Source organism: Modestobacter sp. DSM 44400 (genome assembly GCF_900107175.1).
In the GTDB taxonomy this organism is placed as follows: domain Bacteria; phylum Actinomycetota; class Actinomycetes; order Mycobacteriales; family Geodermatophilaceae; genus Modestobacter.
The window spans coordinates 176385-201821 of sequence record NZ_FNOZ01000002.1 but is presented as its reverse complement, the minus strand read 5'-3'; the positions used below and the strand labels follow the sequence as shown (position 1 = coordinate 201821).

Here is a 25437-nt window from a genome sequence, read left to right as displayed (position 1 = left end):
ATGCTTGCCCTTCGGGCCGGCCACCGCGGTCACGTCGGACTCCATCAGCGCCGCCATGACCTGCAGGCCGGTGCCCACGGCCAACGCCAGCAGGCCTTCGCGCATCGACCCGGCGATGTCGGCCATCGCCACACTCACCCGCTCGGGCACGACGAGCCCGTCGCCGACGGGCGTGTCGATCTTGTCGTTCTGGTACTTCTTGGTCACGGCGGTCCCCTGTCTGAAGCGGTGTCTTGGCGGACGCCCAACACCTACCTCACGGCCGGTGCAGGCGGGGGACCGCCACCTCAACTTCCACGAGACCCGGGACAACCTCGCCAGGGGCACCAGTACATCTACCTCCTCCTCAGCTACGACCAGGGCAACGAGGAGGACGTCTACCAGTACTTCGCGCGCAACTTCCAGCAGACGGCTTCGTACGAACCGTCGCCGGGGATGCGGCTGCTCGTCTACCGGGTCGGCTACAGCGAAGCCCTTCCGGTCGGCGACGGATAACCGGGCGGGAGGGCGGATCGGCTCTGCCGGGCGTCGTACCTCACCCACTGGCCACACGGGATGGGCCGCGCGCCCACGTCACTCGATCCGCGGCCCACATCGGGTGGGCCACGTGGAGAACGCGTTGGCAGCTGCGGACGTGCCGATCCGGTGGGAGGCCCACCACCCGTTGGGTCGAGCCGGGGCGGCCAGCGTCGATCGAAGCCCGTCCGCAACCACGAAGGCGTCCGGGAGGGGATCGGAGCCGGCGTTGCCGGGCGGTCCGGGGGATTGTTCACAGCGGCTGCTTTCACTGGTCACGTGGACCACCCGGGACCGATGACGATCCACCGCCGCCGTTCTGAGCCGTCGCCGCTGTGGTTGGCATTGGCGTGGGGAGTCAGTTCGGAGACCGGATGCGCTCGCTGACTCGCGCGGGCACGTGCGTGTCGTGCCAGCCATCGGCGTGCAGCCCGCGGCGCCGCCGGCTGCCCTCGGCCGGAGAAGCCGGACTTATGCCCACCCCGCACGACGCGGCGTTGCTCGCGGAGCGCTGAAGCTTCCGGAAAGAATTTATCCAAGGTAAAGACCGCGGGTACGCTTCGCAGACCGCCTGTACGAACACGAGGAGACGCGTGCCCCGCCGCTGGAAGTCCACGGTCCCGCCCCCGGACCACGCAGCGGAGCCGGGACCGGCCGGGACCACTGCCGACGACCACACTGGCGGCGACAAGCGCGTCGTCCGCCGCGGGCTCCGGCACGTCGGGCGCGCGATCTCCGAGCAGCCGCGCATCTTCACCTTCGCCGTGCTGGGCAGCAGCCTCTACGGCGGCATGACCGTGGCCAGCGCCTACGTCATCGGCGGCATCACCGACCGCGTCCTGCTCCCGGCCTTCGCCGACGGCGCCACCACCGCCGGCGCGCTCTCCCTCGCCGCGCTGGCGATCATCGTCGTCGCCGTCTTCAAGATCCTCGGCATCCTCGGCCGCCGGCTCTTCGCCGGGATCATGAGTTACCGGCTGATGGCCGACTACCGCCGTCGCGTCACCGGGCAGTACCTCCGCCTGCCGCTCTCCTGGCACCAGCGCCACCCAACCGGCCAGCTGCTGTCCAACGCCAACTCCGACGTCGAGTCCAGCTGGTTCTTCGTCTCCCCGCTGCCCTTCGCCTGCGGCGCGCTGGTCATGGTCGCCATCACGGTGGTCGTCCTGGTTCTCACCGACCCGCTGCTCGCGATCGTCGGCCTCGTCGTCTTCCCGCTCGTCTTCGTGCTCAACGCCGTCTACAGCCAGGTCATGTCGCCGCGCATGGCCCACGCCCAGCAGCTGCGCGCCGAGGTCAGCGAGATCGCCCACGAGAGCTTCGACGCCGCCCTCGTCGTCAAGACCCTGGGCCGCGAGGCCGACGAGGCCCGGCGCTTCGCCGTCAAGGCCGATGAGCTCCGCGACGGCCTGATCGCCGTCGGCCGGGTCCGCGGCCTGTTCGACCCGATGATGGAGGCGCTGCCCAACCTCGGCACCCTCGCCGTCCTGCTCGTCGGCGCCGAGCGCGTCGCCGCCGGCGCCACCGACGCCGGTGACCTGGTCTCCATCGCCTACCTGTTCACCCTGCTCGCCCTGCCCATCCGGGCCATCGGCTGGGTGCTCGCCGACCTGCCCCGGGCGCTCGCCGGCTTCGACCGGGTCACCCCGGTGCTGGAGGCCACCGGCGAGACCCCGCACGGGCCGGACGCCGCCCCGGCCGGCACTGGCGGCGCCGGGCTCGGCATCCAGGGCGTCGACTTCCGGTTCACCGAGGATGCCCAGCCCACCCTCTCCGGCGTGACCTTCGACGTCGTGGCCGGCCGCACCGTCGCCGTCGTCGGCCCCACCGGATCCGGCAAGTCCACCCTCGCGGGCCTGCTGGTCCGCCTCGTCGACCCGCACACCGGCCAGGTCCTCCTCGATGGCGTCGACCTGCGCACGCTCCGCGAGGGCGAGGTCAGCAGTCAGGTCGCCTTCGTTCCGCAGTCGACCTTCCTCTTCGACGACACCGTCCGCGACAACGTCACCCTCGGCGCCCCGTTCAGCGATGACGAGGTCCATGAGGCGCTACGCATCGCCGCCGCCGGGAGCTTCGTTGCACAGTTCCCCGACGGCCTGGACACCCGGGTCGGCGAACGCGGCGCCTCGCTCTCCGGCGGTCAGCGCCAGCGCCTGGCACTGGCCCGGGCCGTCGTCCGGCGGCCGCGGTTGCTCATCCTGGACGACGCCACCAGCGCCGTCGACCCCTCCGTGGAGGCCCGCATCCTCGACGCACTGCGCGCCAGCGACCGGCCGGCCACGGTCGTCGTGGTCGCTTACCGGCAGGCCACCATCGCCCTGGCCGACGAGGTGGTCTGGCTCGAGCGTGGCCGGCTCGTCGCGCGCGGCAGCCACGACGAACTGCTGCGCCAGGTCCCCGGCTACGCCCGGCTGGTGCAGGCCTACCAGCCGCCCGAGTTCGCCGAGCGCACCGACGAGCCCGTCGAGGTGGGGGCATGACCGGCGAACCGCTGCTCGCCGCCGACGCGCGCGAGGAGGGGGCGCTGGCCACCCTCCGCCGCGGCCTGCGGATGATGCCGGAGTTCCGCTCCGGCCTGCCGCTCACCTTCCTCCTCGCGCTCATCGCCACCGCCGGGCGGGTCGTCGTCCCGATCGCCGTCCAGCAGACCCTCGACCGCGGGCTCGGTGCCCCCGGCGGCCCGGACATCCCGCTGATCCGCGGGCTGATCGCCATCAGCGCCGTCGTCGTGCTGGTCACCGGCGTCGCCGTCTACCGGATGAACGTCCGCCTCTTCCGGACGACGGAGACCGCGCTCGCCGGGCTCCGGGTGCGCGCCTTCCGCCACGTCCACGACCTCTCCGTGCTGCACCAGCAGGGCCAGCGCCGTGGCTCGCTGGTCTCCCGGGTCACCAGCGACGTCGACCAGCTCTCGGTGTTCATGCAGTGGGGCGGCGTGCTCGGCCTGGTCAGCGTCGGCCAGCTCGTCGTCGCGACCGTGGTCATGGCCGTCTACTCCTGGCAGCTCACCCTGCTGGTCCTGGTCTGCTTCCTCCCCCTCGTCGTGGCGGTCAAGTACTTCTCGCAGAAGCTCGCCGCGGTGTATGGCGTCGTCCGTGAGCGCATCGGGGACGTGCTCGGCGCCGTCTCCGAGTCCGTCGTCGGCGCCCCGACGGTGCGTGCGTACGGCATCCGCGGCCGGACGGCGGCCCGCATCGACGGTGCCATCGACCGGCACTACCGGGCCTCGATCGACGCGCAGAAGACGACCGCGGCCGTCTACGTCAGCGGCGAGTTCGTCGCCGCCCTCGCCAACGCCGCCGTCGTGGTCGTCGGCGTCCTGCTCGGCATCGACGGTCAGATCTCCGCCGGCACTCTGGTCGCCTTCCTGTTCCTCGTCACGCTCTTCGTCGCCCCGGTGCAGACAGCCAGCGAGGTGCTCAACGAGGCGCAGAACGCCGTCGCCGGGTTCCGCCGCGTCCTCGACGTGCTGGACACCGAGCCCGACGTCCGCGATCCGGCCATCGCCGACCCGGAGCGTGCCCGCGCCCTGCCTCCCGGACCGCTGGACGTCCGGTTCGAGCATGTTGGCTTCGCCTACTCCGCCGGCGGGCGCAAGGCGCTCGAGGACGTCGACCTGGCCGTCGCCGCACGCACCCGGGTCGCCATCGTGGGGGAGACCGGCTCGGGCAAGACCACTTTCGCCAAGCTGGTGACCCGGTTGATGGACCCCACCGAGGGGCGGGTCCTGATCGGCGGTGTGCCGCTCGCCGACGTCGCGTTCGCCTCGCTGCGCGAGCGGGTCGTGATGGTGCCCCAGGACGGTTTCCTCTTCGACGCCTCGGTTGCCGACAACGTCCGCTACGGAAGACCCGGCATGACCGACCCGGACGTCGCCCTCGCCTTCGCCGAGCTGGGGCTCGGCGACTGGGTGGCGGGCCTGCCCGCGGGCGTGGCCACCGCGGTCGGCCAGCGCGGAGAGTCGCTGTCGGCCGGGGAGCGCCAACTGGTGGCCGTCGCCCGGGCCTACGTCGCCGACCCCGACCTGCTGGTGCTCGACGAGGCGACCAGCGCCGTCGACCCGGCGACCGAGATGCGGCTGACCCGCGCGCTGGACGCGCTCACCACCGGCCGGACGACGCTGACCATCGCCCACCGGCTGTCCACCGCCGAGCGCGCCGACGAGGTGCTCGTCGTCGACGCCGGCCGGGTGGTGCAGCGCGGCCGTCACGACGAACTGGTCGACGTCCCCGGGGTCTACGCCGGACTGCACAGCTCGTGGCGGCGGTCCTCGGGACGGCAGGCCGAGCCGGCGGCCTGAGCACCCGGGGCGGCGCGTCGGGCAGACGCGGCCCCCTGGGACCGTCCGCCAGCCCCTGCGGTGCGCGCGTGCACCCTCCTCTCGCTGCGCCGGTCCGCCGGCGACCGCCCGTCGCCGCGCTGCTCGCCGTTCCGTTCGCCTGTTGAGCGCGCTGGCCGTCGACTTCTTCGGGTACATGGCTGTTCGTCGCCGTCCCCGCGCTGCTCGCCCTCCTGCTCGTCATCGGCGTGTTCCTTTTGCTGCTCGGCCGGTCCCGGCTGGCGCTCTGCCTGCCTGCCGGCCGCCGCGCTGTCGCTGTCCGTCATCACCGGTATCCTCAGCGGCGCGTTCGGCGACGGCACCGGCGGCTTCCTCCTCCTCGCCTGGGTGCTACCGGGCGTCGCCGGTTCTCTCTGCGCTGCCCGGGTCCGCCGCTGGTTCGCCGCCCGCCGGCTCGTCCGGCTCAGCTGACGCTCTCCGGGAGCGTCCGGCGACCGTTCAGCCTGCCGCGAGTGGACTCGTTCGAGGGGGCGGGCGCGTCGGGGGCGCCGGTCGGGGCTCCGCGCCCGCTAGCGTCGGCCCGTGGGCACCGAGGCTGACGTCATCGTCGTGGGGGCAGGGTTGGCCGGACTGGTCGCCACGGCCGAGCTCGCTGACGCCGGAAAGCGCGTGCTCCTGCTCGACCAGGAGCCCGCGGCCTCACTCGGCGGTCAGGCGCACTGGTCCTTCGGCGGCCTCTTCCTCGTCGACAGCCCCGAGCAGCGCCGGCTGCGGGTCAAGGACTCCCTGGAGCTCGCCCGTCAGGACTGGCTGGGCACCGCCGGGTTCGACCGCGAGGAGGACCACTGGCCCCGCCAGTGGGCCGAGGCCTACCTGCAGTTCGCCGCGGGGGAGAAGCGGTCCTGGCTGCGCGCGCAGGGGGTCCGCTTCTTCCCGGTCGTCGGCTGGGCCGAACGCGGCGGCTACACGGCCACCGGACACGGCAACTCCGTGCCCCGCTTCCACATCGTCTGGGGCACTGGCCCCGGGGTCCTCGCCCCCTTCCTCCGCCGGGTCGCCGAGGCCGCCGCCCGCGGACTGGTCGACGTCCGGTACCGGCACCGGGTCGACGGCCTGGTTGTCACCGACGGCGTGGTCACCGGCGTCCGCGGGGCAGTTCTCGAGCCCAGCGACGCGGCCCGCGGCACAGCTAGCTCCCGCACCCAGGTCGGGGCGTTCGACTACTCGGCGCGGGCCGTCGTCGTCACTTCCGGCGGCATCGGCGCCAACCACGACCTGGTCCGCCGCAACTGGCCGGCCCGGCTGGGTCCGGTGCCCGACCGGCTGTTGTCCGGCGTCCCCGAGCACGTCGACGGGCGGATGCTCGGCATCACCGAGGACGCCGGCGGCCGGGTCATCAACCCTGATCGGATGTGGCACTACACCGAGGGCATCACCAACTGGGACCCGGTCTGGGCCCGGCACGGCATCCGGATCCTGCCCGGACCCTCCTCGCTGTGGCTGGACGCGACCGGCAGCCGGCTGCCGGCCCCGCTGTTCCCCGGCTTCGACACCCTGGGCACCCTCGCCCACATCGGGACGACGGAACACCAGCACACCTGGTTCCTGCTCACCCAGAAGATCATCGAGAAGGAGTTCACCCTCTCCGGCTCCGAGCAGAACCCCGACCTCACCAACAAGGACCTCAAGCTCCTGCTCACCCGGGTCAAGCCGGGTGCCGCCGCACCGGTGCAGGCCTTCCTGGACCACGGCGAGGACTTCGTCGTCGCCCGCACCCTCCCCGAGCTGGTGGCCGGGATGAACCGGGTCACCGGCGACTCCCCGCACCTGGAGCTGGCCACCGTCGAGCGCGAGGTCGTCGCCCGCGACCGGGAGATCGCCAACACCTTCACCAAGGACCTGCAGGTCATGGCCGTGCGGCAGGCGCGCACGTTCCTGGGCGACAAGCTCATCCGGGTCGCCGCCCCCCACCGGCTGCTCGACCCCGACGCCGGGCCGCTGATCGCCGTCCGGCTCTCCGTGGTCACCCGCAAGACCCTGGGTGGGCTGGAGACCGACCTGTCCGGCCGGGTCCTGCGCTCTGGAGGAAAAGTCTTCCCCGGGCTGTACACGGCCGGCGAGGTCGCCGGCTTCGGTGGCGGCGGGATGCACGGCTACCGCTCCCTGGAGGGCACCTTCCTCGGCGGCTGCCTGTTCTCCGGGCGCACCGCCGGCCGGGCCGTGGCGGCCGCGCTGTGACCCGCCCCGAGCAGGACTGGGACGCGACGCCGCCGAACGCCGGCCGGCCGAGCTACCCCGCGCAGCCGTACCAGCCGTACCAGCCGTACCAGCCGTACCAGCCCACCTCCTGGCCGACGCCGTCCTCCGGACCCCCGCCCGGCTGGGGCCCGCCGGCCTGGGGCCCGCCGGCCTGGGGCCCGCCGGCCTGGGGTCCACGTCGCCCGCAGCGCCCCGGGACGTCGATCGCCGCCGCGGCCCTCGGCTTCACCCTCGCCGTGCTGACCCTGGTCGGCACCGTCTACGCCGCGGCTTACAGCGCCCTGCTGACCCTCGCCCGGCGGCCCGACGGCGGCCTGACCGGCTGGACGCCGTTCGTCCAGCTCGCGGTGGTCGCCGCGCTCGTGGCCGGCGGGTCCTGGTCCTCGGCGGGCGGCGCACCGTGCTGCTGGCCGCCGCGGTCGCCGAGTTGCTGCTGGCCGTGCGGTGGTCCGCCGTCCTCGGCGACGTCGCGCCCGCCGGGCTGTACGGGCAGGCCGTGCTGCTACCGCTGGTCTTCGGCGCGCTGGCCGCCGTCGCCGCCGGGCTGACGTTCACACCGTCGGCCCGGACCTGGGCGCGGGAGGGCGGGGCCCGCCGGGCCGCCGCACGGCCCGCGGCCGGTCCCGGGGGACGGGCACCGGCCGGGAGCTGACCTGCCGGGTGGGACGATCGGGGCATGTCCGCCCCCGCCACCTCCCTCGACCCGGCCGTCGCCGACCTCCTCCGCCGCGACGCCGCCGGCCTGGTCGCCGCCGTCGTCCAGCAGCACGACACCGGCGAGGTGCTGATGGTCGCCTGGATGGACGACGAGGCGCTGCACCGCACCCTGACCACCGGCCGGGCGACCTACTGGTCGCGCAGCCGCGGCGAGTACTGGGTCAAGGGCGAGACTTCCGGGCACCGCCAGTGGGTGCGCGACGTCCGGCTCGACTGCGACGGCGACGCGCTGCTGCTGCTCGTCGACCAGGAAGGCCCGGCCTGCCACACCGGCGAGCGCAGCTGCTTCCACCGGCCGCTACCCGCGACGACGGGGGAGCGGCCATGAGCGAGCTTGCGAGCTCATCCATGAGCACAACGCCAGGGCGAAGCCGGCCGACGAGCGCCAGCGAGGAGGACTCATGAGCTTGAGCCTCGGGACGACCTCCCCGACCCGGGAGGAGTTCGCCGCTCTCGCCTCTACGGGCAGCGCTGCTCCGGTCGTGCCGGTCACCCGGCGGCTGCTCGCCGACAGCGAGACCGCCGTCGGGATCTACCGCAAGCTCGCCGGCAACCGCCCCGGCACCGTGCTGCTGGAGTCCGCCGAACAGGGCAAGCAGTGGTCCCGGTACAGCTTCGTCGGCGTGCGCAGCGCCGGGGTGCTCTCCGAGCGCGACGGGACGACGCAGTGGCTCGGCGACCCGCTCCCCGGGCTGACCGACGACCTGCCCGCCGACCCGCTGGCCGCCGTCCGCACGCTGTCCCGGCGGCTGCGTTCCCCGCGCACCGAGGGTCTTCCCCCGCTGACCGGCGGGCTGGTCGGCTACCTGGGCTACGACGTCGTCCGCCGGCTGGAACGGCTGCCGGAGACCAGCACCGATGACCTCGGCATGCCCGAGCTCGCGCTCATGCTGGTCACCGACCTGGCGGTGCTCGACCACACCGACGGCACCGTGCTGCTCATCGCCAACGTGGTCGGGCGGACGCCGGGCGGCTACGACGACGCCGTGACCCGGCTCGACGCGATGGCGGCCGACCTGACCAAGGCGGTGCCGCCGGGAGTGGCGACGGTCTGCACCGCCGATGCTCCGCCGGTCGAGAGCAACATGGGGCCTGGGGTCTACGAGGCCGGGGTCGAGCGGATCCGCGAGCACGTGCGGGCCGGCGACGTCTTCCAGACCGTGCTCAGCCAGCGCTTCGAGCTGCGCACCGCCGTCGAGGCGCTCGACCTCTACCGGGTGTTGCGGGCCACCAACCCCTCGCCGTACATGTACCTGCTGCGCTTCGCCGGCCGCGAGTCGCCCTTCGACGTGGTCGGTTCCTCGCCCGAGGCGCTGGTCACCGTCACCGGCGACCGGGCCGTCGTCCACCCGCCGGCCGGTACGCGGCCGCGCGGCGCGACGCTGGAGGACGACATCCGGCTGGCCGAGCAACTCCTCGCCGACCCCAAGGAGCGGGCCGAGCACGTGATGCTGGTCGACCTGGCCCGCAACGACCTTGGGCGGGTGAGCGTGCCGGGCACCGTGGAGGTCGCGGACTTCATGCGGGTGGAGCGCTACAGCCACGTCATGCACCTGGTGTCCACCGTGGGCGGGCGGCTGCTGCCCGACCGCGATGCCCTGGACGTCTTCGACGCCACCTTCCCGGCCGGCACTGTCTCCGGCGCGCCGAAGCCGCGGGCGATGGAGGTCATCGAGTCCCTGGAGCCGACCCGGCGGGCGCTGTACGCCGGCACCGTGGGCTACCTCGACGCGAGCGGCGACCTGGACATGGCGATCGCCATCCGCACCGCGGTGCTGCACGCCGGCCGCGCCTACGTGCAGGCCGGGGCAGGCATCGTGGCCGACAGCGACCCGGCGACGGAGGAGGCCGAGACCCGGCACAAGGCGCGGGCCGTGCTTTCGGCGATCGCCACCGCGGAAGGGCTGCGGGAGCTGCGGTGAGCGGCCCCGACGCGGGCACCCGGCCGCGGCGGGAGCTCACCGCCGTAGTCCTTGGTTGCGCGGCCGCCGGGGCGCTGGCGCTGTCCGCGGCGTCCCAGCGGTGGCTGGAGGTCACCATCACCCGCCAGCCGCCGCTGCCGCCGGCCACCGACGTGCTCACCGGCAGCCAGGCCGCGGCGCTGGTGCCGGCATGCGGCCTGCTGCTGCTGGCCGCCGCGGTCGCCGTCATCGCGGTCCGGGGGCTGGGCCGGTCGGCGGTCGGGTTGGTCGTGGCCGCCGCCGGTGGGGTACTCGCCTGGGCGGGCCTGCGAGCGCTGACCGGCGGCCTGGACGCCGCTACCGCCGACGTGTCCGACGTGGTCGGGCTGACCGATGCCCGGGTGAGCACCTCCGTGGTCGCCACCGGTCCGGTGCTCACGCTGGTCGCCGGCGTGCTCGCGGTGCTGGCTGGCGCGCTGGTGGTGCTGCGCGGGCAGCGGTGGCCGGGGATGGGGCGGCGCTACGAGCGGACCGGCGCGGTGCCGGCGGGCACTCCGGCGGCGGCTGGAGGTCCGGGCGCGGCTGCCCGGCCGGCCCGGCCGGAGAGCCCCGAGGACCGGCACCAGGCGGCCTGGAAGGCGCTCGACCGGGGAGAGGACCCGACAGTGTGACCCCCGGGCCGGCCGGGACCGCGCCGAGCCCCCGGACCGGGGGCCATGGACGCCTCTCTAAGGTGATCAGAACCGATCCGACTGGTGAGGGGACGTGCCGGTGACACATCATGTGGGGTTCGTTCTCGAGTCGGTACCGCCTGTGACGAGCAGCGAGTGGAGCTCATGAGCGTCCTCGATGACATCCTTGTCGGCGTCCGCGAGGACGTCGCCGCCCGGCAGTCCGCCACCCCGCTGGCCGAGGTGCAGGCCGTGGCCGCCGACGCCCGTCCCGCGCTCGACGCGCTGGCCGCTCTGCGCGCCCCCGGCGTCGGTGTCATCGCCGAGGTCAAGCGCCGCAGTCCCTCCAGGGGCCCGCTCGCCGACATCGCCGACCCCGCCTCGCTGGCCGGGCAGTACGCCGCCGGGGGAGCCCGGGTCATCAGCGTCCTCACCGAGGGCCGCCGGTTCGGCGGCTCGCACGCCGACCTGGCCGCCGTCCGCGCCGCGGTCGAGGTACCGGTGCTGTGCAAGGACTTCGTGGTCAGCAGCTACCAGGTGCACGAGGCCCGGGCGCACGGCGCCGACCTCGTGCTGCTCATCGTCGCCGCGCTGGAGCAGAACGCCCTGACCGGGCTGCTCGAGCGGGTCGAGTCCCTCGGAATGAACGCCCTGGTCGAGGTGCACACCGAGGAGGAGGCCGACCGCGCGCTCTCCGCCGGGGCCGTCATCGTCGGGGTCAACGCCCGCGACCTGACCACCCTGGACGTCGATCGGTCGACCTTCGAGCGGATCGCGCCCGGCCTGCCCACCGATGTGGTCAAGGTCGCCGAGTCCGGCGTCCGGGGCCCGCACGACCTGATCAGCTACGCCGGCGCGGGAGCCGACGCCGTGCTGGTGGGCGAGGGGCTGGTCACCGCCGGCGACCCGCGCCAGGCGGTCGCCGACCTCGTCACTGCCGGGTCCCACCCGGCCACCCCGCGCCCGACGCGCTGACCCGCCGCGCGACCCGCGCGCAGGAATTGTCGGAGGGAGCGCCACACTGGAGGGCGTGACCGCTCTGCACCCTCCGGCAACTGACGGCTCTGTCGGCGTTCGAGACCTGCCGGTGCGTCCGGAGTGGCCGGACGCGACCGGGCACTTCGGCCCCTACGGCGGCCGGTTCGTGCCTGAGGCGCTGATCGCGGCCCTCGACGAGTTGACCGCTGCCTACGAGGCCATGCGGGTCGACCCGGCCTTCCTTGCGGAGTTCGCCCGCCTGCAGCGCGACTACACCGGCCGGCCCAGCCCGCTCACCGACGTCCCGAAGTTCGCCGAGCACTGTGGCGGCGCCCGGGTGCTGCTCAAGCGTGAGGATCTTAACCACACCGGCTCGCACAAGATCAACAACGTGCTAGGCCAGGCGCTGCTGACCAAGCGGATCGGCAAGCCGCGGGTCATCGCCGAGACCGGCGCCGGGCAGCACGGGGTGGCGACCGCGACCGCCGCGGCGCTGATGGGGTTGTCCTGCACCGTCTACATGGGCGAGGAGGACACCCGCCGCCAGGCGCTCAACGTCGCCCGAATGCGGCTGTTGGGTGCCGAGGTCATCCCGGTGACCACCGGCTCCCGCACCCTGAAGGACGCCATCAACGAGGCGTTCCGCGACTGGGTGACCAACGTGGAGACCACCAACTACGTGTTCGGCACGGTCGCCGGCCCGCACCCGTTCCCGGCGATGGTCCGGGACTTCCAGCGGGTGATCGGCGACGAGGCCCGCGAACAGGTGCTCGAGCGCTGCGACCGGCTCCCCGATGTCGTGCTGGCCTGCGTCGGCGGCGGCTCCAACGCGATCGGCATCTTCACCGCCTTCGTGCCCGACAACGGCGTCCGGCTCGTCGGCCTGGAGGCCGGTGGCGACGGTGTGGAGACCGGTCGGCACGCGGCCACGATCACCGGCGGCGACCCCGGCGTGCTGCACGGCGCCCGCTCCTACCTGCTGCAGGACGACAACGGTCAGACCATCGAGTCGCACTCGATCTCCGCCGGCCTGGACTACCCCGGCGTCGGCCCGGAGCACTCCTACCTGCACGATCTGGGCCGCGCGGAGTACCGGCCGGTCACCGATGCCGAGGCCATGGAGGCCTTCGCACTGCTGTGCCGCACCGAGGGCATCATCCCGGCCATCGAGTCCGCGCACGCCCTGGCCGGGGCGATGAAGGTGGGCCGGGAGCTGGGGCCGGACGCCCTGCTGCTGGTCAACCTCTCCGGCCGCGGCGACAAGGACGTCGAGACGGCGAGCGCCTGGTTCGGCCTCGGTGGGCACCCTGCACCCACCGACGCCGACGACCGCGCCGTCGAGGCCGGCCGGGGCGCCGACCCCGGCCCGGGGCTGGACACCGACCAGCAGCCCACCGAGGGCGCGGTCACCAGCGGCGAGGCCGTGGCCGGCCAGGACGCGGAGGAGCAGGCATGAGCGCACTCCAGGACCGGATCTTCGCCGCCCGCGCCGAGGGGCGCGCGGCCCTGATCGCCTACCTGCCGGTCGGCTATCCCGACGTCGACGCCTCGATCGAGGCGATGGTGGCCGCGGTCGAGGGTGGCGCCGACATCATCGAGGTCGGCGTGCCGTACTCCGACCCCGGGATGGAGGGGCCGGTCATCCAGGAGGCGATGGACGTCGCGGTCCGGGCCGGGCGCGGTCTGCCCGACGTCCTGCCGGCGGTGGCGGCCGTGGCCGCTGCCGGCGCCGTGCCGCTGGTGATGAGCTACTGGAACCCGATCGAGCGCTACGGGGTCGACCAGTTCGCCGACGACCTGGCCGCCGCCGGGGGGGCGGGGGTCATCACCCCCGACCTGATCCCCGACGAGGCCGCCCCCTGGCTCGCGGCCACCGACCGCACCGGGCTGGACCGGGTCTTCCTGGTCGCCCCGTCCTCCACCGACGCCCGGCTGGCCGCCACCGTCGCCGCCTGCCGCGGCTTCGTGTACGCCGCCTCCACCATGGGCGTGACCGGAACCCGAGCGGTCGTCGGCGCGGCCGCGGGCGAGCTGGTGGCCCGCACCCGCCTGGTCTCCGGCGACCTGCCCATCTGCGTCGGCCTGGGCGTCTCCAACGCCGACCAGGCCGCTGAGGTGGCCTCCTTTGCCGACGGGGTCATCGTCGGCTCGGCCTACGTGCGGCGGATGCTGGAGGGCCAGGGCGCCGAGGGTGCGCGTGCTCTCTCCGCCGAGCTGGCCGAGGGCGTCCGCCGGCCGGGGGTGCGGGCATGATGGTCCTCGCCGCGATCCCCAGCCCCACGCAGGGCGTCTGGGACCTCGGGCCCTTCCCGGTGCGCGCCTACGCGTTGTGCATCATCGCGGGCATCGTGCTGGCCTGCTGGATCGGTGAGCGGCGCTGGCTGGCCCGCGGGGGCGCCCCCGGCGATGTGCTGGACATCGCCGTCTGGGCGGTGCCCTTCGGCATCGTGGGCGGCCGCATCTACCACGTGATCACCACGCCGGAGCCCTACTTCGGCGAGAACGGTGACCCGCTGCGGGCCTTCGCCATCTGGGAGGGCGGCCTGGGCATCTGGGGCGCCATCGCGCTGGGGGCGGTGGGGGCCTGGATCGCCTGCCGGCGCCGGGGCATCCCGCTGCCGGCCTACGCCGATGCCATCGCTCCCGGCATCGTCGTCGCCCAGGCGGTCGGCCGGCTGGGCAACTGGTTCAACAACGAGCTCTACGGCCGGGCCACCGACCTGCCGTGGGCACTGACCGTGCACCGGTGGGACGCCTCGGCCGGGCGGGCGCTGACCGACGAGAACGGCGTCGCCCTGGTGCTGGGCACCTTCCACCCCACCTTCCTCTACGAGCTGCTGTGGGACCTCGGGGTCGCGGCGCTGGTGGTCTGGGCCGACCGCCGCTTCCGGCTGTCCCACGGCCGGGCCTTCGCCCTCTACGTCGCCGCCTACTGCGCCGGCCGGGTGTGGATCGAAATGCTGCGCATCGACACCGCCGAGCACTTCCTGGGGCTGCGGCTGAACGTGTTCACCTCGATCGTGGTCGGCCTGGCCGCCGTCGCCGCCCTGTTCTGGCAGCGCGGGCGGCCCCGCGAGGTGATCACCCGCGGTGCGGCGGCGGCCCGGACGGGGACGCCGGGGGCGGCGCCAGCCACCACTCCCGCTCCGGACGCCACTCCCGCTCCGGACGCCACTCCCGCCCTGGACGCCACTCCCGCCCTGGACGACACGTCACCGGGGACCTCGGCCGGTGAGGACGCCGGTGACCCAGCTCGCCGGTCCCGTCCGGCGGACTGAACACCGATCCGGGAGCACCGGGGGAGGGGCCGCGAGTCCACTGAGCGAGACGCGCGCGACACCACGTGGACATGTCGCGGAGGTGGCGGTCTGTGTACGCTCATCGCGGCCGACCAGTGATCCTGGGCCGGCCGGCGACATCGGACCGGGCCAGTGACGCCCCGCGCACGACCAGCCCCGCGGCCACCCGCTCGCGCGGGGCGCGGAATCGGAATCAGGCCGGGACGGACGTGCCGCCGGCCGCGCGTTGCCCGACCCGTCGGACCTCATCCGGTCCTGAGAATCGGTCCCGAACACCCTGCACCACTTCGACCACCCGGCGGGGCGCACGCCCCCCGCACCAGCGGCCCTCTCAGCCCCCGACGCGGGGCCGGCGAGCGGACGCCGCGGCCAGCCGACGACGGGAGTGACATGCCTGACCTCTCTTCCCCCGCCTGCGCGCCGGAGAACCCAGCGCCCTCCGACCGGCCGGGGCTGCCTGCGCGGATGCCTTCCTTCTCGGCGTTCCCCGCGGCCTCGGGCCTGTACGACCCCGCCAACGAGCACGACGCCTGTGGCGTGGCCTTCGTCGCCGACGCCCGGGGCCGGCGCTCGCGGGCCATCGTGGCTGCCGGCCTGACCGCGCTGCACAACCTGGACCATCGGGGTGCCGCGGGCTCCGAGCCGAACTCCGGTGACGGCGCGGGCATCCTCACCCAGGTCCCCGACGGGCTTTTGCGCGCCAGCGTCGGCTTCGACCTGCCGCCGATGGGCGAGTACGCCGTTGGCATCGCCTTCCTGCCGACCGACGACACCGAGCGCACCGGCGTGGTCGACGCCGTCGCCCGGCTCGCCGCCGAGGAGGGCCTCGCGGTCCTGGGCTGGCGCGAGCTCCCCGTCGACCCCGACGGCGCCGACCTCGGCCCCACCGCCCGCGCGGTCATGCCGCACTTCGCCCAGCTGTTCGTCGCCGAGACCATCGGCGCCCGCGCCGACGCCGCCGCCTTCGGCGGCAACGCCGCCCACCACGGGGTGACCCGGCTGGAGCGGCGCGCCTTCGTGCTGCGCAAGCGGACCGAGCGCGCCGCCCGGGACGCCGGGAGCAACTGCTACATCGCCTCGCTGTCCTCCCGGACGGTGACCTACAAGGGCATGCTGACCACCGACCAGCTGCCCGCGTTCTTCCCCGACCTGCGCGACGAGCGCTACGAGTCGGCGATCGCGCTGGTGCACAGCCGTTTCTCCACCAACACCTTCCCGAGCTGGCCGCTGGCACACCCGTTCCGGTTCATCGCTCACAACGGCGAGATCAACACCATCAAGGGCAACCGCAACCGGATGCGCGCCCGCGAGGCCCAGCTGCACACCGAGCTCTTCGACGGCCCCGCCGGCCTAGCCAGCGAGCTCGGACTGGAGCGGATCTTCCCGGTCACCGCCAGCGACTTCAGCGACTCGGCGACCTTCGACGAGGTGCTGGAGCTGCTGCACCTGTCCGGCCGGTCCCTGCCGCACGCGGTGCTGATGATGATCCCGGAGGCGTGGGAGAACCACGAGGAGATGGACGCCGCCCGGCGGTCCTTCTACCGGTACCACTCCTCGATCATGGAGCCCTGGGACGGCCCGGCCTGTGTCGCGTTCACCGACGGCTCGCTGATCGGTGCCGTCCTGGACCGCAACGGGCTGCGCCCGGGCCGCTGGTGGCGGACCAAGGACGACATGGTGGTGCTGGCCAGCGAGACCGGCGTGCTGGAGATCCCGGCCGGCGACGTCGTCGCCAAGGGTCGGCTGCAGCCGGGCCGAATGTTCCTGGTCGACACCGCGGCGGGTCGGATCGTCTCCGACGAGGAGGTCAAGGGGTCGCTGGCCGCCGAGCTCCCCTACGACGACTGGCTGCACGCCGGGCTGGTGCACCTCCCGACCCTGCCCGAGCGGCGGCGCGCGCGGCCCAGCCACGAATCCGTCGTCCGCCGGCAGCAGCTGTTCGGCTACACCGAGGAGGAGCTGCGCATCCTGCTCACCCCGATGGCGTCGTCCGGGGCCGAGCCGATCGGTTCGATGGGTACCGACACCCCGGTGGCGGCCCTGTCGGACCGGTCGCGGCAGCTCTACGACTACTTTGGGCAGCTGTTCGCCCAGGTGACCAACCCGCCGCTGGACGCCATCCGCGAGGAGCTGGTGACCAGCCTGGGGCGCACCTTCGGACCTGAGCAGAACCTGCTGCAGGCGACCGCGGCGTCCTGTCGCCAGGTCTTCCTGCCCTATCCGGTCATCGACAACGACGAGCTCGCCAAGATCCTGCACATCGACGACGACGGCGACCTGCCCGGCTTCGCCGCCGTCCGGATCACCGGCCACTTCGACGTGACCGGCGGGGGCGCCGCACTGACCCGGGCACTCGAGGAGCTGCGGACCAAGGTCAGCAAGGCCATCGCGGCCGGCGCCCGCGTCATCGTGCTGTCCGACCGGGACTGCGACGAGAAGCGCGCGCCGATCCCCTCGCTGCTCATGACCGCCGCCGTCCACCACCACCTGGTGCGTGAGCGCACCCGGATGGAGGTCGGTCTGGTAGTCGAGTCCGGCGACTGCCGCGAGGTGCACCACGTCGCGCTGCTGCTCGGCTACGGCGCGGCCGCGGTCAACCCCTACCTGGCCTTCGAGTCCATCGAGGACCTCATCCGCGACGGCTCGCTCACCGGCGTCCAGCCGGCCCAGGCCGTGCGGAACATGGTCAAGGCGCTGGGCAAGGGCGTCCTGAAGGTCATGAGCAAGATGGGCATCAGCACCGTCGGCTCGTACACGATGGCGCAGATCTTCGAGGCCGTCGGGCTGTCCCAGGACCTCGTCGACGAGTACTTCACCGGCACCTCGGCCCCGATGGGCGGCGTCGGCATCGACGTCCTCGCCGAGGAGGTTGCCATGCGCCATCGCCGGGCCTACCCGGACAACCCGACCGAGCGGGCGCACCGCCGGCTGGAGACCGGCGGGGAGTACCAGTGGCGCCGCGAGGGGGAGGTGCACCTGTTCAACCCGGAGACGGTGTTCCTGCTCCAGCACGCCACCCGATCCCGGCAGTTCGACGTCTTCCAGCGCTACACCGACACCGTCGACGCGCTCTCCGCGGACGCCGCGACGCTGCGCGGGCTGTTCACCCTCAGGACCGGGGCGCGGCCGCCGGTGCCGCTGGAGGAGGTGGAATCGATCAGCGAGATCGTCAAGCGCTTCCAGACCGGGGCGATGAGCTACGGCTCGATCTCCCAGGAGGCGCACGAGACCCTCGCCATCGCGATGAACCGGCTGGGCGGCAAGTCGAACACCGGGGAGGGCGGGGAGGACCCCGACCGCTTCGTCCGGGACGAGAACGGCGACCTGCGGCGCTCGTCGATCAAGCAGGTGGCCAGCGGCCGGTTCGGTGTCACCAGCGAGTACCTGGTCAACGCCGATGACATCCAGATCAAGATGGCGCAGGGCGCGAAGCCCGGGGAGGGCGGCCAGCTGCCCGGCGGCAAGGTGTACCCGTGGGTGGCCCGCACCCGGCACTCCACCCCGGGCGTCGGGCTGATCAGCCCGCCGCCGCACCACGACATCTACTCGATCGAGGACCTCAAGCAGCTCATCCACGACCTCAAGAACGCCAACGACGAGGCGCGGATCAACGTCAAGCTGGTCGCCGAGGTCGGCGTCGGCACGGTCGCGGCCGGGGTCAGCAAGGCCCATGCCGACGTCGTCCTGATCTCCGGGCACGACGGCGGCACGGGGGCGGCACCGCTGACCTCGCTCAAGCACGCCGGCTCCCCGTGGGAGCTCGGCCTGGCCGAGACGCAGCAGACGCTGCTGGCCAACGGCCTGCGGGACCAGATCACGGTGCAGGTCGACGGGCAGCTCAAGACCGGCCGGGACGTCGTCGTCGCCGCGCTGCTCGGCGCCGAGGAGTTCGGCTTCGCCACCGCACCGCTGGTGGTCAGCGGCTGCATCATGATGCGCGTCTGCCACCTGGACACCTGCCCGGTCGGGGTGGCCACGCAGAACCCCGAGCTGCGCAAACGGTTCACCGGCCGGCCGGAGTTCGTGGTCACCTTCTTCGAGTTCCTCGCCGAGCAGGTGCGCGGCTACCTCGCCGAGCTGGGCTTCCGATCGATCGAGGAGGCCGTCGGGCACGCCGAGATGCTGGGGACCCGCACCGCGGTCGACCACTGGAAGGCCCGGGGGCTGGACCTGTCCAAGCTGCTGGTCGTCCCGGAGCTGCCCGAGGGTGCGCCGCGTCACCGGGTCCGGGCGCAGGACCACGGCCTGGACGTCGCCCTCGACCAGACGCTGATCCAGCTCTGCGAGGGCGCGCTGCTCGACGCCCGGCCGGTTAGCCTGCAGCTGCCGGTGCGCAACGTGAACCGCACCGTGGGCACGATGCTGGGCTCGATGGTCACCCGGCGCTTCGGTGGCGAGGGCCTGCCCGACGGCACTATCGACCTGACCTTCGAGGGGTCGGCGGGGCAGTCCTTCGGTGCGTTCCTGCCGCGCGGCATCACCATGACGCTGCTCGGCGACGCCAACGACTACGTCGGCAAGGGCCTGTCCGGCGGCCGGATCGTCGTCCGCCCGGCGCTGGAGGCCACCTTCGCCGCCGAGGACGCCGTCATCGCCGGCAACGTCATCGGCTACGGCGCGACCGCCGGCGAGGTGTTCCTCCGCGGCCGGGTCGGCGAGCGGTTCTGCGTGCGCAACTCCGGTGCGCTGGCCGTCGTCGAGGGAGTCGGCGACCACGCGCTGGAGTACATGACCGGCGGGTCCGCGGTCATCCTCGGCCCGACCGGGCGCAACATCGCCGCCGGCATGTCCGGGGGCATCGGCTACGTGCTGGACCTGGCCCGACATCGGGTCAACAGCGAGATGGTCGACATCGAGGCGCTGGACGCGGAGTCCTCGTCGTGGCTTCGCGGCGTGCTCAGCCGGTACGCCGCGGAGACCGGGTCCACGGTGGCCGGTGCGCTGCTGGCCGACTGGGGCCGGTGGTCCGAGCGGTTCAGCGTGATCATGCCGCGTGACTACCGCCGCGCGATGGAGGCCCGGCGTGCCGCCGAAGCCGCGGGTTACGACGTCGACCGAGCTGTGATGGAGGCCGCACGTGGCTGAGCGCACGGTCGTGCCCCGTCCCGCTCCGCACATGAAGGAGGCCTTCCGTGGCTGACTCCACCGGATTCTTGAAGTACGACCGCCAGATGCCGCCGCGGCGGCCGGTAGATCTGCGGCTGCTGGACTGGAAGGACGTCTACCTCGACCGCGAGAACGGCGAGGACGCCGTCTTCCCGGTCGCCGCGGTGCGGGAGCAGGCGGCCCGCTGCATGGACTGCGGGATCCCGTTCTGCCACCACGGCTGCCCGCTGGGCAACCTGATCCCCGAGTGGAACGACCTGGCGCGCCGCGACGACTGGCGGGAGGCCATCGAGCGGCTGCACGCGACCAACAACTTCCCCGAGTTCACCGGGAAACTGTGCCCGGCGCCGTGCGAGGGCGCCTGCGTGCTGAACCTGCAGGACGCGCCGGTCACCATCAAGCAGATCGAGTTCGAGATCATCGACCAGGCATTCGCCAACGGCTGGGTCACCCCGCAGCCGCCCCAGGAGCTCACCGGCAAGAAGGTCTCCGTCGTCGGCTCCGGGCCGGCCGGGCTGGCCGCTGCCCAGCAGCTGACCCGGGCCGGGCACGAGGTGACCGTCTACGAGCGCGCCGATGCCATCGGCGGGCTGCTCCGCTACGGCATCCCCGAGTTCAAGATGGAGAAGCGCTACCTGGACCGACGCCTGGACCAGATGCGCGCCGAGGGCACCCGGTTCGTTTCCGGTGTCGAGGTCGGTGGCTCCGGGCCCGACGACCTGTCGGTCGAGCAGCTGCGCGGCGGCTTTGACGCCGTCGTCCTCGCCGGCGGCGCGACCGTCGGCCGGGACCTCACCGTCCCCGGCCGGGAGCTGGGCGGCGTCCACCTGGCCATGGAGTTCCTGCCCTACGGCAACCTGCAGGCCCTCGGCCAGCTCGACGATCCCCCGATCAGCGCGGCGGGCAAGCACGTGGTGATCATCGGCGGCGGCGACACCGGCGCGGACTGCCTGGGCACCTCGCACCGGCAGGGCGCGGCCTCGGTCGCGCAGCTGGAGATCATGCCGGTGCCGCCGGACACGCGCGGTGAGCGCAATCCGTGGCCGACCTATCCGATGATCCTGCGGGTCTCCAGTGCCCACGAGGAGGGCGGCGAGCGCCTGTACTCGATCAACACCGAACGCTTCCTCGGCGACGAGGACGGCAACGTCCGGGCGCTGCTGGTGCACGACGTGGAGATGGTCGACGGGCGGTTCCAGAAGGTCGAGGGCACCGACCGCGAGCTGCCGGCCGACCTGGTGCTGCTGGCCATGGGCTTCACCGGCGCGCAGCGCGAGGGTCTGGTCGACGGGCTGGGGACCGAGGTCGACGGGCGCGGCAACGTCGTCCGCGACGCGGAGTTCATGACCACCGTGCCCGGCGTCTTCGTGAGCGGCGACATGGGGCGTGGCCAGTCGCTCATCGTGTGGGCGATCTCGGAGGGGCGTGCCGCGGCCGGCGCGGTCGACAACTGGCTGACCGGCAACTCGATGCTGCCCCGGCCGGTGACGCCCACAGCCGTGCCGCTGCGCTGAGCCGCACCCGATAGGTTCATCCCCATGTCTCGCCGCGCCAAGATCGTATGCACGTTGGGGCCGGCGACCGGCTCTCTGGAGCAGATCACCGCCCTGGTCGAGTCCGGGATGGACGTCGCCCGGCTCAACTTCAGCCACGGAAAGCATGCCGACCACGAGGCCGCCTACCGCATGGTTCGTGAGGCCTCGGACAAGGTCGGTCGGGCTGTGGCCGTGCTGGCCGACCTCCAGGGCCCCAAAATCCGGCTCGGCACGTTCGCTGACGGGCCGGTCACCTGGGCCACCGGCAGCCGGGTGTGCGTCACCGTCGAGGACGTCGAGGGCACGGCCGAGCGGGTGTCCACGACCTACAAGGACCTCGCCAACGACGTCCGCGTCGGTGACCGGCTGCTGGTCGACGACGGCAAGCTGGCGCTGACCGTCGTCGACGTCGAGGGCCCGAACGTCTGGTGCCTGGTGCTCGAGGGCGGTCAGGTGTCCAACAACAAGGGGCTCTCGCTGCCCGGCGTCGCCGTCAGCGTGCCGGCCCTGTCGGAGAAGGACGCCGCGGACCTGCGCTTCGCGCTGTCGCTGTCGGTCGACTTCGTGGCGCTCTCGTTCGTCCGGCACCCCCGCGACGCCGGCCTGGTGCGGGAGATCATGCGCCAGGAGGACGTCGAGGTCCCGGTCATCGCCAAGCTGGAGAAGCCCGAGGCGGTGGAGAACCTGGAGGCCATCGTGGAGGCCTTCGACGGGATCATGGTCGCCCGTGGCGATCTCGGGGTGGAGTTGCCGCTGGAGCAGGTGCCGCTGGTGCAGAAGCGGGCCGTGCAGGCCGCCCGCGAGCGCAACAAGCCCGTCATCGTGGCCACCCAGATGCTCGAGTCGATGATCGAGGCCTCCCGGCCCACCCGGGCCGAGGCCTCCGACGTGGCCAACGCCGTCCTGGACGGCGCGGACGCGGTCATGCTGTCGGGGGAGACCTCGGTCGGGAAGTTCCCGATCGCGGCGGTGCGCACCATGGAGCGGATCATCGACGCCGTCGAGTCCGACGAGGTCCGTGTTCCCGAGATCAAGCGGGCCTCCCGCTCGCGCTCCGGGGCGATCGTCCGGGCGGCCAAGGAGATCGGCGAGCAGATGGAGAGCGTCGCCGCACTGGCCGCGTTCACCTCGACCGGGACCACCGCCCAGCGGCTGGCCTCGCTGCACACCCGGCTGCCGATCCTGGCGTTCACCACCGACGCCCGGGTGCGCAGCCGGCTGGCGCTGTCCTGGGGCGTGGAGACCTTCATCGTCCCCGAGGTGACGCACACCGACGACATGGTCCGGCAGGTCGACTTCTCGCTGCTTTCCATCGGGCGGCTCAAGGAGGGCGACCGGGTCGTCGTCGTCGCCGGCAGCCCGCCCAACACGGCCGGCTCGACCAACCTGGTGCGGGTCCACGAGGTGGGCACCGACGCGTGAGCGGGCCTGCGAGCTCACGAGGGTTCCCCGGGTCCCCGGCCGCGGAGCTGCTGAACGTCCTGGAACTGGAGGAGCGAGCGCCGGACCTGTTCGTCGGGACCACGCCCACGACGCCGCAACAGCGGATCTTCGGCGGGCAGGTCGCCGCGCAGGCCCTCACCGCGGCCAGCGCGACCGTGACACTGGAGCGGGCGGTGCACTCGCTGCACTCCTACTTCCTGCGCCCCGGTGACCCGCACGAGGAGATCCGCTACCAGGTGGAGCGGATCCGGGAGGGGCGGTCGTTCAGCACCCGGCGGGTGCTGGCGCACCAGACCCGCCTGGGGGAGGACGTCGCGATCTTCGCACTGACCGCGGACTTCCATGCCGGCGAGCGCGCCGTCGTCGAGCACTCCCTGCCGATGCCCGACGTGCCCGGCCCGGAGGGGCTGCCCGGCCTGGGCGAAGTCGTCGCCGCGCACCCCGGGGCCAGCAACGGCATGCGGGTGATGCGGCGGGTGGTCGAGCAGCGGTACCTGTCCGACCCCTTCGACCCCGAGCCGCGGGTGCCGCCGGACACCTCCTCGCGCGGCTGGTTCCGGGTCGCCGGCCGGCTGCCCGACGACGACGCCGTGCACGCCGCGGCGCTCACATTCGTCAGCGACCTGACGTTGCTCTCGGCCGGGCTGGCCCGGATGGGCGGCGGCTGGGGCGGGGGCACGGTGGGCGCCAGCCTGGACCACACGGTGTGGTTCCACCGGCCGGTTCGGGCCGACGAGTGGTTCCTCTACGAGACCGACAGCCCGGCGGCGGCCAGTGGGCGGGCGCTGTGCTTCGGCCAGGTGTGGGCCGCCGACGGCACGCACGTGGCGACGACGGCCCAGGAGGGGCTCCTCCGATCACTCGGCGACTGAGCGCTCCGGCTCCTCGGCAGCTGCGGACCCGGCCGCTTCGTCGGCCGTGGGCTCGTCGCCGGGCTCGGCCTGCCGGGGCCCGGCGCCCGTCGGGTCCTCGGCGACGACGTCCTCCGCGGCGGCTTCCTCGGTGGCCTCGGCTTCGGCCACCAGGGCGACCGCCGCGGCAGCCTCGGCTGCGGCCGCTTTCGCTGCCTTGGCCGCCTCCGCTTCCTCGGCCTTCGCTTCCGCGGCCGCCTGTGCGGCCTGCTCGGCGGCCTTGCGCTCCACCAGCTGCTCGGCGAAGTCGTTGGCCAGCCAGTCGTGCGCCTCGCGCAGCAGAGTCCAGAGCCGCGCCACGTGCTCGCGGGTGGTCGTGGGCGTGCCCACCGCGACTCGCAGGACCGTCGAGCCGCCGACCGTCGTGTGGGTGAGGAAGACCTCACCGCCGTCGTTGAGCCGCTCGAGCAGGGTCATCGTGGCGACGTCGGCGTCCACCTCCGTGGCCCAGCGGGGCTTCAGGCAGACCAGTGACAGCGGGTGCGGGGTGACGACGTCGAACCGGTCGTCGGCCGCGGCCCAGCCGGCCAGCTCCTGGGCCAGCGCGACACCGCTGCGGACGTGCTCGCGCAGCCCCTCGGCGCCGTACCAGCGGACGACGAACCACAGCTTCAGCGCGCGGAAGCGGCGGCCGAGCTCGATCTGCCAGTCGCGGTAGTCGACCACTGCACCGGCATCGGTGGCTGAGTTGCGCAGGTACTCGGGCAGGATGGCCAGGGCCCCGGTGAGCGCGGCCCGGTCCGCGACCCAGAAGAGCGTGGCGTCGAACCCGGTGAGCAGCCACTTGTGGGCGTCGGTGGTGTAGCTGTCCGCCCACTCCACGCCCCCCTGTAGCGGCCGAAGCTCCGGGACGACGGCGCTCACCCCGGCGTAGGCAGCGTCCACGTGCAGCCACACGCCGTACCGCTGGCAGATGGGTCCGAGCTCGGCCAGCGGGTCCACGGCCGTGGTCGACGTCGTCCCGACCGTGGCGCACACCAGCACCGGAACGAAACCGCGGTCGACGTCGCGCTCCAGCCGGGCGGCGAGCGCGCTCGGGCGCATGGCCAGGTCGCCGTCCACCTCGACGATGCGCACCGCGTCGCTGCCCAGGCCGGCGATCCGCACCGCCTTCTCCATCGAGGAGTGGGTCTCGGCGGAGACGTACACCGTGTACTCGTCCGGGCGGACGCCGCCGCGCACCGTCGCTCCGCGGCTGGCCCGGTGCAGCGCCGCGAGGAGTGCCACCAGGTTCGCCCCGGAGCTCGAGTCCTGGACGACGCCGCCGCCGGTGCCCGTGGATCGGAACGCCGCGGGCAGGCCGAGCAGGTTGGCGAACCAGTCCAGCACGTGCTGCTCGAGCTCGGTCGCCGCCGGGCTGGTGACCCAGGACATGCCCTGCACGCCGAGGCCGGCGGAGACCAGGTCGCCGAGCACCGACGGGCCGGAGGTGTTGGCCGGGAAGTAGCCGAAGAAGCCCGGGTGCTGCCAGTGGGTCACCCCGGGCAGCACGACCCGGTCCAGGTCGGCCAGGACGGCGGAGAACGGCTCGCCCTGCTCCGGGGCCTCGGGCGGCAGTGCGGCGCGGACGTCGCCGGGGGAGACCTGGGAGCGGACGGGGAGGGTCCCGACCCGGGCCCAGTAGTCGGCGATCCAGTCGACGACCTCGTGGCCGTGCTGCCGGAACTGGTCGGGGGTCATGTGGCCGGTCACGAGGCCACCGTATTGACTGCCAGGTCCTGTCGTGGCGAGTGGGGCCCGGAGGGTCCCGCGCAGCCGCGACGCAGCGGCTCCGCGTGACCGGGGGACGACACCTGGCCGCGGTGCGGTCCGCAGGATCGCG

18 protein-coding genes and 1 pseudogene are annotated in these 25437 nt (G+C 73.3%); 16 read left to right on the top strand and 3 right to left on the bottom strand.

Annotated features, from left to right (window positions below; translation table 11 throughout):
* Window positions 1–207 (bottom strand): annotated as a pseudogene (locus BLW04_RS03310) (IS256 family transposase); the annotation flags it as partial.
* A gap of 21 nt (window positions 208–228) precedes the next feature.
* Here BLW04_RS03310 and BLW04_RS26495 point away from each other — a divergent pair.
* The 4 genes from BLW04_RS26495 to BLW04_RS03290 all read left to right on the top strand — a co-directional run bounded on the left by BLW04_RS26495 (window position 229) and on the right by BLW04_RS03290 (window position 7033).
* Entirely contained in the window at window positions 229–495 is a 267-nt protein-coding gene (locus BLW04_RS26495) for a hypothetical protein (protein WP_091537292.1), read from the top strand.
* Between the two features lie 614 nt (window positions 496–1109).
* Window positions 1110–2996: an ABC transporter ATP-binding protein gene (locus BLW04_RS03300; protein ID WP_091537290.1), complete on the top strand. Its 1887-nt coding sequence runs from the start codon at window positions 1110–1112 to the stop codon at window positions 2994–2996.
* The gene (locus tag BLW04_RS03295) at window positions 2993–4816 is read left to right on the top strand and encodes an ABC transporter ATP-binding protein (RefSeq protein ID WP_091537287.1); all 1824 of its coding nucleotides are present in this window, start codon (window positions 2993–2995) and stop codon (window positions 4814–4816) included. The genes BLW04_RS03300 and BLW04_RS03295 overlap by 4 nt, the downstream gene beginning before the upstream one ends.
* A gap of 561 nt (window positions 4817–5377) precedes the next feature.
* The gene (locus tag BLW04_RS03290; protein WP_091537284.1) at window positions 5378–7033 is read left to right on the top strand and encodes an FAD-binding dehydrogenase; all 1656 of its coding nucleotides are present in this window, start codon (window positions 5378–5380) and stop codon (window positions 7031–7033) included.
* A gap of 52 nt (window positions 7034–7085) precedes the next feature.
* On the opposite strand, the gene BLW04_RS03285 is transcribed toward BLW04_RS03290, so the two are convergent.
* On the bottom strand, window positions 7086–7283 hold the full coding sequence (locus tag BLW04_RS03285) for a hypothetical protein (RefSeq protein ID WP_139306709.1): 198 nt from the start codon (window positions 7281–7283) through the stop codon (window positions 7086–7088).
* A gap of 171 nt (window positions 7284–7454) precedes the next feature.
* Here BLW04_RS03285 and BLW04_RS03280 point away from each other — a divergent pair, with 171 nt between their 5' ends.
* The 12 genes from BLW04_RS03280 (at window position 7455) to BLW04_RS03225 (ending at window position 23576) form a co-directional block, all read left to right on the top strand.
* On the top strand, window positions 7455–7706 hold the full coding sequence (locus BLW04_RS03280; RefSeq protein WP_091537279.1) for a hypothetical protein: 252 nt from the start codon (window positions 7455–7457) through the stop codon (window positions 7704–7706).
* A gap of 24 nt (window positions 7707–7730) precedes the next feature.
* Entirely contained in the window at window positions 7731–8099 is a 369-nt protein-coding gene (hisI, locus tag BLW04_RS03275; RefSeq protein WP_091537276.1) for a phosphoribosyl-AMP cyclohydrolase, read from the top strand.
* A gap of 73 nt (window positions 8100–8172) precedes the next feature.
* Window positions 8173–9693 carry an anthranilate synthase component I gene (locus BLW04_RS03270; protein WP_091537273.1) on the top strand — a complete coding sequence of 507 codons (1521 nt, stop codon included), beginning with the start codon at window positions 8173–8175 and terminating at the stop codon, window positions 9691–9693.
* Entirely contained in the window at window positions 9690–10343 is a 654-nt protein-coding gene (locus tag BLW04_RS03265; protein ID WP_091537271.1) for a Trp biosynthesis-associated membrane protein, read from the top strand. Before BLW04_RS03270 ends, BLW04_RS03265 begins: the two co-directional genes overlap by 4 nt.
* A 165-nt stretch (window positions 10344–10508) precedes the next feature.
* Window positions 10509–11318, top strand: a complete 810-nt coding sequence (gene trpC / locus BLW04_RS03260; RefSeq protein WP_091537366.1) for an indole-3-glycerol phosphate synthase TrpC — start codon at window positions 10509–10511, stop codon at window positions 11316–11318.
* A gap of 106 nt (window positions 11319–11424) precedes the next feature.
* Window positions 11425–12777: a tryptophan synthase subunit beta gene (gene trpB, locus BLW04_RS03255; protein WP_175483887.1), complete on the top strand. Its 1353-nt coding sequence runs from the start codon at window positions 11425–11427 to the stop codon at window positions 12775–12777.
* Window positions 12774–13574, top strand: a complete 801-nt coding sequence (gene trpA / locus BLW04_RS03250; RefSeq protein WP_091537266.1) for a tryptophan synthase subunit alpha — start codon at window positions 12774–12776, stop codon at window positions 13572–13574. The genes trpB and trpA overlap by 4 nt, the downstream gene beginning before the upstream one ends.
* Window positions 13571–14599, top strand: coding sequence for a prolipoprotein diacylglyceryl transferase (gene lgt / locus BLW04_RS03245; RefSeq protein WP_217630817.1), 1029 nt, complete (start codon window positions 13571–13573; stop codon window positions 14597–14599). Before trpA ends, lgt begins: the two co-directional genes overlap by 4 nt.
* Window positions 14600–15085: 486 nt before the next feature.
* Window positions 15086–19705, top strand: coding sequence for a glutamate synthase large subunit (gene gltB, locus BLW04_RS03240; protein ID WP_254781004.1), 4620 nt, complete (start codon window positions 15086–15088; stop codon window positions 19703–19705).
* A 47-nt stretch (window positions 19706–19752) separates the two neighbouring features.
* A complete protein-coding gene (locus tag BLW04_RS03235) occupies window positions 19753–21240 on the top strand; it encodes a glutamate synthase subunit beta (RefSeq protein ID WP_091537257.1) in 1488 nt (495 codons plus the stop codon).
* 24 nt (window positions 21241–21264) lie between these two features.
* The gene (gene pyk / locus BLW04_RS03230; protein WP_091537254.1) at window positions 21265–22683 is read left to right on the top strand and encodes a pyruvate kinase; all 1419 of its coding nucleotides are present in this window, start codon (window positions 21265–21267) and stop codon (window positions 22681–22683) included.
* The gene (locus BLW04_RS03225) at window positions 22680–23576 is read left to right on the top strand and encodes an acyl-CoA thioesterase (protein WP_091537251.1); all 897 of its coding nucleotides are present in this window, start codon (window positions 22680–22682) and stop codon (window positions 23574–23576) included. The genes pyk and BLW04_RS03225 overlap by 4 nt, the downstream gene beginning before the upstream one ends.
* Here BLW04_RS03225 and BLW04_RS03220 read toward each other — a convergent pair.
* Window positions 23562–25307 carry a pyridoxal-dependent decarboxylase gene (locus BLW04_RS03220; protein WP_254781002.1) on the bottom strand — a complete coding sequence of 582 codons (1746 nt, stop codon included), beginning with the start codon at window positions 25305–25307 and terminating at the stop codon, window positions 23562–23564. The genes BLW04_RS03225 and BLW04_RS03220 overlap by 15 nt on opposite strands.
* Window positions 25308–25437: the final 130 nt, after the last annotated feature.